This window comes from Eubacterium sp. AF15-50, from assembly GCF_934835595.1.
Taxonomy (GTDB): Bacteria; Bacillota; Clostridia; order Lachnospirales; family Lachnospiraceae; genus Eubacterium_G; species Eubacterium_G segne.
Map to the genome: position 1 here is coordinate 1 of NZ_CAKVZL010000078.1, position 10,220 is coordinate 10,220.

The 10,220-nt window shown below is 36.9% G+C and carries 10 protein-coding genes and 1 tRNA gene; all 11 read left to right on the top strand.

Annotated elements, in window-relative coordinates; all coding sequences use genetic code 11:
* The first annotated feature begins 137 nt into the window (after positions 1–137).
* Positions 138–209, top strand: a tRNA-Glu gene (locus Q5O73_RS08495).
* 203 nt (positions 210–412) lie between these two features.
* Positions 413–880, top strand: coding sequence for a ribosome maturation factor RimP (gene rimP, locus Q5O73_RS08500; protein ID WP_021953364.1), 468 nt, complete (start codon positions 413–415; stop codon positions 878–880).
* 15 nt (positions 881–895) lie between these two features.
* On the top strand, positions 896–2,107 hold the full coding sequence (gene nusA, locus Q5O73_RS08505) for a transcription termination factor NusA (RefSeq protein WP_021953363.1): 1,212 nt from the start codon (positions 896–898) through the stop codon (positions 2,105–2,107).
* An 11-nt stretch (positions 2,108–2,118) separates the two neighbouring features.
* Complete coding sequence (locus Q5O73_RS08510; RefSeq protein WP_021953362.1) at positions 2,119–2,397, top strand: YlxR family protein; 279 nt, start codon at positions 2,119–2,121, stop codon at positions 2,395–2,397.
* Positions 2,390–2,722, top strand: a complete 333-nt coding sequence (locus Q5O73_RS08515) for a ribosomal L7Ae/L30e/S12e/Gadd45 family protein (RefSeq protein ID WP_021953361.1) — start codon at positions 2,390–2,392, stop codon at positions 2,720–2,722. The genes Q5O73_RS08510 and Q5O73_RS08515 overlap by 8 nt, the downstream gene beginning before the upstream one ends.
* A 15-nt stretch (positions 2,723–2,737) precedes the next feature.
* Positions 2,738–5,791 (top strand): translation initiation factor IF-2, encoded by a 3,054-nt coding sequence (infB, locus tag Q5O73_RS08520; RefSeq protein WP_302669466.1) that lies wholly within the window; start codon positions 2,738–2,740, stop codon positions 5,789–5,791.
* A gap of 5 nt (positions 5,792–5,796) precedes the next feature.
* Entirely contained in the window at positions 5,797–6,153 is a 357-nt protein-coding gene (rbfA, locus tag Q5O73_RS08525; protein WP_021953359.1) for a 30S ribosome-binding factor RbfA, read from the top strand.
* A 9-nt stretch (positions 6,154–6,162) separates the two neighbouring features.
* Complete coding sequence (locus Q5O73_RS08530) at positions 6,163–7,110, top strand: bifunctional oligoribonuclease/PAP phosphatase NrnA (RefSeq protein WP_118588969.1); 948 nt, start codon at positions 6,163–6,165, stop codon at positions 7,108–7,110.
* Between the two features lie 24 nt (positions 7,111–7,134).
* Positions 7,135–8,043, top strand: a complete 909-nt coding sequence (gene truB, locus Q5O73_RS08535; protein WP_302669467.1) for a tRNA pseudouridine(55) synthase TruB — start codon at positions 7,135–7,137, stop codon at positions 8,041–8,043.
* A gap of 45 nt (positions 8,044–8,088) precedes the next feature.
* A complete protein-coding gene (locus Q5O73_RS08540; protein ID WP_021953357.1) occupies positions 8,089–9,009 on the top strand; it encodes a bifunctional riboflavin kinase/FAD synthetase in 921 nt (306 codons plus the stop codon).
* A gap of 630 nt (positions 9,010–9,639) precedes the next feature.
* Positions 9,640–10,220 (top strand): pilin N-terminal domain-containing protein (locus Q5O73_RS08545; RefSeq protein WP_302669468.1); only part of this gene is annotated, 581 nt, incomplete at its 3' end.

Here is a 10,220-nt window from a genome sequence, read left to right on the forward strand (position 1 = left end):
GGTTATAAGCAATGTTTTTCCGTATATCCAATCCATTATCAATAGGTTTCCTTTCAAATTTCAAAATTTCAAAATTATAGCAAAAAGTACTTGCAAAATGTCACTTTATTGTTATAATAATACAGTAACATTTTTTAGGCTCGTTGGTCAAGTGGTTAAGACGCCGCCCTCTCAAGGCGGAATCAGGGGTTCAATTCCCCTACGAGCTGCTTATGGAGGAACTTCTATCTGTCTGACAGGTAGGAGTTTTTTATTTGTGACAGGTGAAAGTTTGGCAGGCAGAAGTTTTTAATTAGGGGTTGACACCCGTAAAATAAAGGTCTATAGTAATAAGGTGAATATTGACTAGATAGTAAGGAGCGAACCACAAAGGTTCGCTCCTTTGTGTTGGAAGTTAAAGTAGGAGGTCTTAGTGTCAAGAAGAGAAGAATACGAAATGAAAACAGAAGCCCTGTTACAGCCTATTGTGGATGAGAAAGGTTTTGAACTTGTTGATGTTGAATATGTAAAAGAAGGAAGTAACTGGTACTTAAGAGCTTTTGTGGACAAACCGGGAGGGATTACCATTAATGATTTAGAATCAGTAAGCAGAAAATTAAGTGATTTATTAGATGAAGAAGATTTCATCAGCGACCCTTATATTTTAGAGGTTAGTTCTCCGGGACTTGGACGTCCGCTAAAAAAGGATAAGGATTTTGACAGAAGCATAGGTGAGGAAATTGAAATTCACTTATACAGAGCCATTGATGGCAACAAGCAGTATGTAGGATTGCTTAAGGCATATAATAAAGATACTATTACTATCGAAGATGAAAGCGGTAGTGAAATAAATATTGACAGGGTAAATGTTTCACTTGTCAGATTAACCATTGATTTTTAGGAGGATAATAAAAAAATGAACAAAGAGTTAATTGCAGCATTAGAATTGTTGGAAAAGGAAAAAGGTATTAGTAAAGAGTCATTATTTGAGGCAATTGAAAGTAATTTGGTAGTGGCATATAAGAATAACTTTAATAAAGCAGATAATGTTGTTGTAACAATGGACAGAGAAACAGGTGATTTTCACATTTACTCACAGAAAAAGGTTGTTGAAGAAGTAAATGATCCTGTTACAGAGATTTCCTTAGAAGATGCAAGAAGCATTAAGGCAGGCTATGACATAGATGATACTGTTAATGTAGAAATTCAGGCAAGAGATTTTGGTAGAATTGCCGCACAAAGTGCAAAGAACGGTATTTTACAGAAAATGCGTGAAGAGGAAAGAAAGAGCCTTTATCAGGAATATTATGAGAAGCAAAACGATATAATAACAGGTATTGTACAGAGAATAAACGGAAAGAATATCAGTATTAACTTAGGAAAGATAGATACAGTTCTTATGGAAAAAGAGCAGTCACCGGGAGAATTCTTCAGACCAAATGACAGAATTAAGTTATATGTAACTGAAGTTAAGGATAACGGTAAGGGACCAAGAGTAGTTGTATCAAGAACTCATCCTGAACTTGTAAAGAGATTATTTGAACAGGAAGTTGCTGAAATTCAGGACGGAACAGTTGAAATTAAGAGCATTGCAAGAGAGGCAGGTTCAAGAACAAAAATTGCGGTATGGTCTAACGATAAGAATGTTGATGCCGTAGGTGCATGCGTAGGTATGAACGGCGCAAGAGTAAATGCTGTTGTAGATGAACTTCAGGATGAAAAGATGGATATTATAAACTGGAGTGACAATCCGGCCATTTTAATTGAAAATGCGTTAAGCCCTTCAAAGGTAGTAGCGGTTCTTGCTGATCCGGATAATAAGGAAGCATTGGTAGTTGTCCCTGATCTTCAGTTGTCTCTTGCAATCGGTAAGGAAGGACAGAATGCAAGACTTGCAGCTAAACTTACAGGATTTAAAATTGACATTAAGAGTGAGTCACAGGCTAAGGCTGAAAATATTCAGTATGAGTTTAATGATGAAGACTACTATGATGAAGAAGAGTTTTACGATGGCGAGTATTATGACGATGAATACTATGATGATGAGTATTACGATGATGAATACGACGAAGAAGAATATGACGACGAGAAAGAAACAGAAGAACCTTCAGAAACAGAGCAGGCATAGGAGATAGTGTTATGGGTCAGGTGAAAAAAATCCCTACAAGAACTTGTACCGGGTGCAGACAGGTAAAAAACAAAAAAGATTTAATCAGAGTTGTCCGTGATAAGGAAGGAAACGTATTTGTAGACGTTACCGGAAGACAAAACGGCAGAGGCGCTTACATTTGTCCTAATGAAGAATGCCTTGAAAAGGCAGTTAAAAACAAGGGGCTGGAAAAGACACTTAAGATTTCACAGATAAGTGAGGAAGTTTATCAGCAGCTTAAAAAGGAATTAGGTGATGTAAATGAATAGTGTTTTAAAAAATGATGTACCGGACAAAGTTTTTTCCATGATAGGTTTAGCAACTAAGGCAGGCAAAACTTTTTCAGGTGAATTTTCAGTGGAAAAGGCAGTGAAAGAGAGAAAAGCAAAACTGGTTATTGTATCGGAAGATGCATCGGACAATACAAAGAAATTGTTTACTAATAAATGTGATTTTTATAAAATACCGGTTTTTGTTTGTGGCAGTCGCAGCCAGCTGGGAAAGGCTACAGGGAATCAGGAACGTGCATCCATAGCAATATCAGATGAAGGCTTTAGTAAGTCAATTATTAACATATTAACGGAAAATAATTAAAATGGAGGTAGCTAAATGGCAAAAATGAGAGTACGAGAGTTAGCTAAGGAATTAGATATAAAAAGTGCAGATATAGTTACGGCGCTTAGTGAGAAAGGCGAAGTATTACCTGCAAGTTCAATAGAAGATGACAATATAGAATATGTAAAGAAAAAGTTCGCCCAAAAGGGTGATGGAACATCATCTGATGAAGATGCTAAAAAAGAAGAAAAGTCAAAGCCTAGAGTTTTAATTACCAGTAAAGGTATTGTAAGGACAGGGGAGCGACATGGAAAAGGCGAGAGAAGACGAAGACGACACAGCGAAGGTGAGCATAAGCATCACTCAAAGTCATCTGAGCAGGTAGAAGAAGTTGCAAAGAGTTTAGAGGAAGTAAAGCCGGAGCCAAAGGTTGAAACTAAGACAGAGGTTAAGCCGGAGGTTAAATCTGAAATTAAGCCGGAAGTAAAGGCGGAATCAAAGGTTGAAACTAGGGCAGAAGTTAAACCGGAGATAAAGGCGGAGTCAAAGCCTGAAGTTAAGGCGGAACCGGTTGAGAAAAAAACAGAAGAAAAATCTGAAACAGTTAAGCCGGAAAATAAAGAAAAAAATGAAAAAGCAATAGAGAAAAAAGAAGAGACACAGATGACTGAAGAAAACAAGAATGTTAAAGTTGAGGACAAAAAAATAGCCGATGTTAAAAAGGCAGAGCCGGAAAAGAAAGAGACAGCAAAGCCTGATAACAGACAGCAGAGAAATAACCAGCCTAAAAATGATAACCGTAACGGAAAGAGAAATGGCGACAGATTTGGAAATAATGACAGAAATAACCGTAACGGAAACCGTGGTGACAACAGAAATAATGACAGAAACGGTGATAACAGAAATGGCGGAAATTTCCAGAACAGAAATAACCGAAACGATAACAGAAATGATGACAGAAATCGTGGTGGAAATGACAGAAACGGAAACCGTAACAATGACAGAAATAACGGCAACTTCCGTGACAGAAATGGAAATAACGACAGAAACAACCGTAACGGAAATCGTGGTGATAACAGAAACGGTGGAAATTTCCAGAACAGAAATAACAGAAATGACAACAGAAATGACGACAGACGTGATTTCAGAAGAAATGACAGAGGAAACGATACTCCGGCAGAACCAATTCAGGATAAGAACAGAAAGTCAAGAGAAAACAAGATTCGTCAGGACAGACAGGAGCGTAATAAGAAGAATTACGAAGATGGCGGAAGAAAGGGCAAGAATGGAAAGAGAATTGACCTTTCAAAACCTGTAATGGAAAAGCCAAAGAAGAAAGAAGAAAAGAAAGAGGAAATCAAGGTTATTGAAGTACCTGATTTCATTACAATTGCCCAGCTTGCTGAAAAGATGAAAATGCAGCCATCAGCTATTATTAAGAAATTATTCCTTGAAGGAAAAATGGTTACGGTAAATACTGAGGTTGATTTTGACAGTGCAGAAGAAATAGCTATGGGCTATGATATTATGTGTGAAAAAGAAGAAAAGGTAGATATTATCGAAGAACTTCTTAAAGAGGACGAAGAGGATGAGAGCCTTATGGTTAAAAGACCTCCTGTTGTATGTGTAATGGGACACGTTGACCATGGTAAAACATCACTTCTTGATGCCATCAGGCAAACTAATGTTATTTCAGGTGAAGCAGGTGGTATTACACAGCATATTGGTGCATCTGTTGTTAAAATTAATGACAGAACAATAACATTCCTTGATACACCGGGACATGAGGCATTTACGGCAATGCGTATGCGTGGTGCACAGTCAACAGATATTGCAATTCTTGTAGTTGCAGCAGATGACGGTGTTATGCCACAGACTGTTGAAGCTATTAACCATGCTAAGGCAGCAGGAATTGAAATTATAGTAGCTATTAATAAGATTGATAAGCCGGGAGCAAATATTGACAGAGTTAAGCAGGGACTTGCAGAGCACGGACTTTTAGCTTCAGACTGGGGTGGAAATGTAGAAATGGTTCCTGTATCAGCCCACACTAAGGAAGGTATTGATGACCTTCTTGAAATGGTATTGCTTCAGGCAGATGTATTAGAGCTTAAGGCAAATCCTAACCGTGAGGCAAGAGGTATTGTTATTGAAGCTAAGCTTGACAAGGGTAAAGGACCGGTTGCTACAGTTTTAGTACAGAAGGGTACATTAAATATTGGAGCAAATATTGCAGCCGGAGCAAATCACGGCAGAGTCAGAGCTATGACAGATGATAAGGGTAACAGAATTAAGTCAGCAGGTCCATCTACTCCTGTGGAAATTTTAGGACTCAACGGAGTGCCAAATGCCGGTGAAGTATTTGTTTCAACAAAGACAGCAAATGAAGCTAAGGATTTTGCTAATACATTTGTTGAGGATAGCAAGGCTAAACTTATGGAAAGCAATAAGTTTAGAATTTCATTAGATGACCTTAATTCACAGATTGAAGCCGGAGAACTTAAGGAACTTAATATTATTATTAAGGCTGACGTTCAGGGTTCAGTAGAAGCTGTTAAGCAGAGTCTTATTAAGTTATCTAATGACGAAGTAGAAGTTAAGGTTATTCATGGTGGTGTAGGTGCAATTAACGAATCAGACGTTATACTTGCATCAACATCTAACGCAATTATTCTTGGATTTAATGTTAAGCCTGACGCAAGAGCAGAAGAAACAGCAAAGAATGAAAATGTTGACCTTAGATTATATTCTGTAATTTATACAGCTATAGATGATATTGAGCGTGCAATGAAGGGGATGCTTGAACCGATTTATGAAGAAAAGGTTATCGGTCATGCAGAAATCCGCCAGATTTTCAAGGCTTCAGGTATTGGAAATATTGCCGGTTCATATGTATTAGATGGTTCAATGCAAAGAGGTTGCAAGGCAAGAGTAACAAGAGAAGGAAAACAGATTTTTGAAGGACCTGTTGCATCTCTTAAGAGATTTAAGGATGATGTCAAGGAAGTTAAGGCAGGATATGAATGTGGACTTGTATTTGACGGATTTAATGAAATTGCCGAAGGCGACCAGGTTGAAGCTTATATTATGGTAGAAGTACCGAGGTAAGAAGAATGAGAAAGAATAGTATAAAAAATACCCGTATTAACGGGGAAGTTCAAAGAGAATTAAGTAACATTATCAGAGAACTTAAAGATCCGAGAGTGGGAATAATGACCAGTGTGACCGCAGTTGAGGTCACACCGGATCTTAAATACTGTAAGGCATATATTAGCGTTTTAGGCGACGATGAAACAAAGGCTGAAACATTGGCAGGACTTAAAAGTGCTGCAGGTTTTATCCGCAGGGAATTAGCCAGAACGGTAAATCTTAGAAATACTCCGGAGATTAAGTTTATTATGGACGAGTCTATTGAGTATGGAATGAGAATGTCTAAGTTAATTGATGATGTTAGAAAGAATGAAGAGTAAAGGTAAAGAATGAAGAAGATTGATGAGATTATAGGTGATTCTAAAACTGTGGGAATTGCAGGGCATGTAAGACCGGATGGAGATTGCGTAGGCTCATGCATGGCTCTTTATAATTATCTGAAAAAAAACAGACCGGATTTACAAGTTAAAGTTTATCTGGAATATGTCGACAGCAAATTTGATATTATTAAGGGTGTTAAAGAAATAGATACCAGTGGATATGATGGTACGGTTTATGATTTGTTTATATCCCTTGATACTGCAAGTTTAGACCGGTTAGGTCAGAATGAGGAGTTCTTCACTAATGCAAGGCGTACAGCTTGTATAGATCATCATGAAAGCAATAAAGGATATGCGGATTATAACTATATTGTGGCAGAGGCAAGTTCTGCCAGTGAGGTTTTATTTAATGTTTTAGATGAGGACAAATTTGATAAAACTGTTGCTGATCCCATGTATATGGGAATTGCTCATGATTCAGGAGTTTTCAGATTTCAGAGCACAACGGCTGAGACTATGCGCATTGCAGCAAAAATGATAGATTTTGGCGTTAAGCCAAATGAAATTTTAGAGGAAACATTTTACAGAAAAACCTATAACCAGATGATGGTTACGGCGAAAATACAAAGCGAAACAGTGCTTTGTATGGAAGGAAAGTGCATATATGGAGTTTGCACTTTTGATACAATGAAGAAGTATAATGTTACCACAAATGATTTAGATGCAGTAATCGCTTCCATAAGAAATGTTGATGGTGTGGAGGTCGCTATGTTTGCATACCAGTTAAAGGAGGATACTTATAAAATAAGCCTCCGTTCAAAAAAATATGTGGATGTAAGCAAAATTGCAGTGAGTTTCGGTGGTGGCGGACATGTAAGGGCTGCCGGATTTGAAGTAAAAGGCACTTTAGATGAAGTGGTTGCAAAGGTATTGTCATCAATAAAAGAAGATTTGTAATGAATATTGATAAGGAATAAATATATGATTAATGGTGTAATTAACGTATATAAAGAACCGGGTTTTACATCTCATGATGTTGTGGCAAAACTTAGGGGAATTTTAAAACAGAAAAAAATAGGTCATATGGGCACTCTTGATCCTAATGCGGTGGGAGTGCTTCCCGTATGTTTAGGCAAGGCAACTAAGTTGTGTGATATTTTATCTGAAAAGGATAAAACATATAATGCAACATTATTGCTGGGGTTAGATACAGATACCCAGGATACTTCAGGGGAAGTAATAAGTAAGGCGGATACTGATAGTATTATGGAACTGTCAGAGGATAAGGTTTTTGAAACCATAAAAAGTTATATTGGCGATTACGACCAGATTCCACCAATGTTTTCAGCCATAAAAATAGGTGGTGAAAAGTTATATAATCTGGCAAGACGTGGAGAAGTTATTGAGAGACCTGCAAGACATTGCAGAATAATTGATATAACGGTAACTAAAATGGAACTTCCAAGGGTTGATTTACATGTTACATGCTCTAAGGGAACATATATCAGAACTTTGTGTCATGATATAGGAAAGGACTTAGGAGTTGGTGGCTGTATGGAGAAGCTGGTGCGAACCAAGGTGGAAAGATTTAGTGTTGAAGACAGTATAACCCTAAAGCAGATTGAAGAATTCAGAGATAATAATACATTGGAGGATTATATTACACCGGTGGATGAAATGCTGGAAAATTATTCAAAATGCATGGTGTCTAAAGGCGCTGAAAAGCTTGTATATAATGGTAATATTTTTACATCCGGAAATACATTTTTAAAAATGAACCATGAAGATGGACAGATTGTAAGAGTGTATACTTCTGAGGGAGAATTTATAGGATTATATAAGTTTAACAGCGAAAAACAGATATATAAATCGGTGAAGATGTTTTTATAAGGCTTGTAACAGGGCATATTTCACGTAATTGATTAAGGAGAAAATATGCAGTGTATTTCAATAACTGATAATATAAAACTAAAGAATACAATTGTTACAATAGGAAAGTTTGACGGCATACATAAGGGTCACGAAAAACTCTTTGAGGAAATAAGGAAAAATGCCAATGGAAGGCAGAAGGTTGTATTGACCTTTGAAACCTCTCCTAAAGCTTTTTTAGAGGACAATGCCAACAAGACTATTGTAACAGAATCGGAAAAGCAGATGCTTTGCAAACAACAAAACATTGACGTGTATATGAAGATGCCCATGAAAAAAGAGTTTCTTGCATTAACACCTGAAATGTTTGTTAAGGATATTTTAAAAGAAAAAATCGGTGCCACAACTATAGTTTGTGGAACGGATTTTCACTTTGGAGCAATGGCTAAGGGGGATGTGGAGTTCCTTCGCAGTAACCAGAAAAAATATGGATATAATCTGATTGTGGTGGAAAAAGAGCAGTATCACAACAAAGATATTAGCAGTACATCCATTAGGGAGAAAATATCAAAAGGTGATATGGCAGAGGTTAATGAGATGCTGGACCACCCTTATAGTGTTATTGGAAGGGTTGAGCATGGCAAACAGCTGGGAAGAACAATAAATTTCCCTACGGCTAATATTATTCCCGAGGCAGTAAAGTTGTTGCCGCCTAACGGTGTTTATAGAACCAAGGTGGTTATAAATGGCGAAAAATTTGACTCCATAACCAATGTAGGGGTAAATCCTACAGTGGAAAGTGGAAAGAAGATAAAGGTTGAAACTAATATTTTGGATTATGAAGGAGACGTATACGGTGAAATAATACAGGTGTTATTTTTTGATTTCATAAGACCGGAGAGAACCTTTAGTAACATGGAAGAGTTGAAGCAGCAGATACAGCGAGATACAGAAAAGTGCAGAACTCTTGCAGGAAGAAAAAATTAAATACAGTAAAATCAGAACACATGTAGTGGTTGTAATGTAATGTCAGCCTTACATGTGTTTTTTTGCCTAAAATAGAAAATATTTATTTTGAAGAGTATGATGTCTGCTAATACATCCCAATTTTTTTATCACTACGCAATTTATACTTATCAAAACCCACAATCCAATAGAAAGTTACAAAATATTTATAAAAAATAACAAAAAGTGATTGATTTACTATAAGAAATGATGTAGTATTAAAAATGTACCGAGTATCATATGATATATAAATACGCGTAATATCAAATAATACAATCACATAAAAAGGTGCAAATATATAATGAATATGTGAATGTAAAGTATGTACATTAAAAAATTACATGTAAATATTAAAAGTTTATTGGATTTAAATCAGAAAATTTCCGACGCATGCCGGAAGTGACATTTCATAATAGGAAAAATTTAGACCAGGTGTAGTGGGTTTAGTCGGAGAACCGGACAGCCATGTTAGACGGTAGCTTAATTTTAAGGACAGCTTAACTTCGTAGATTTTTCAGCTCTTTGTTTGCATCTACTATATAGCACTGGTTTAGATTTACAACTATTAGTAAATATTTTGAATATTATAGTTAAATTATGGAGGAATATTACGTGGTAGTAGTTAAGAAACTTATTTCAGCATTAATGAGCATGGCGCTTATCATGTCGCTGTGCATGGGTTCAGTGGTTTTTGCAGATGATACAACCATTGACAGTACCAAAAAGGGAAGCATTACTATACACAAGTATGACATGACCGCAGCAGGTAATGACAGTGTTGACACCGACAGCTTTGTGTCAGACGGAAAGAAGAACAGTGCAGCGGAAGATGCACTTAAGAAATATGCCATAAAGGGCGTTGAGTTTACATACATAAAGGTCGGAGACATCGCTCAGGATGAGGACAACGGTGTGGTAAGCATTAAGTATGAAATACCGGAAGAACTTCAGACAATTCTTGGTTTATCAGACAGTGACAAAAAAGTAATAAATGGAAAAAGCTATTTTACATCAGACAAAATCAACAGTGCATTATCAGACACATTAAAAAAGGGCATTGAAGCAAAGAACAAATTGGAGGAGTATGCAAAGGGCGGAACAGCAATGGACCTTACATCAGACACGGGTGTAACATCAAAGGACAATCTTGACCTTGGACTTTACCTGATTGTTGAGACAAAGGTTCCTGAGGA

Excerpts from the sequence above, each read along its gene's own strand:
- truB (WP_302669467.1), top strand. The coding sequence starts at position 7,135 with ATGATTAATGGTGTAATTAACGTATATAAAGAACCGGGTTTTACATCT.
- rbfA (WP_021953359.1), top strand. The coding sequence starts at position 5,797 with ATGAGAAAGAATAGTATAAAAAATACCCGTATTAACGGGGAAGTTCAA.
- Q5O73_RS08540 (WP_021953357.1), top strand. The coding sequence starts at position 8,089 with ATGCAGTGTATTTCAATAACTGATAATATAAAACTAAAGAATACAATT.
- infB (WP_302669466.1), top strand. The coding sequence starts at position 2,738 with ATGGCAAAAATGAGAGTACGAGAGTTAGCTAAGGAATTAGATATAAAA.
- Q5O73_RS08510 (WP_021953362.1), top strand. The coding sequence starts at position 2,119 with ATGGGTCAGGTGAAAAAAATCCCTACAAGAACTTGTACCGGGTGCAGA.
- Q5O73_RS08530 (WP_118588969.1), top strand. The coding sequence starts at position 6,163 with ATGAAGAAGATTGATGAGATTATAGGTGATTCTAAAACTGTGGGAATT.
- Q5O73_RS08515 (WP_021953361.1), top strand. The coding sequence starts at position 2,390 with ATGAATAGTGTTTTAAAAAATGATGTACCGGACAAAGTTTTTTCCATG.
- nusA (WP_021953363.1), top strand. The coding sequence starts at position 896 with ATGAACAAAGAGTTAATTGCAGCATTAGAATTGTTGGAAAAGGAAAAA.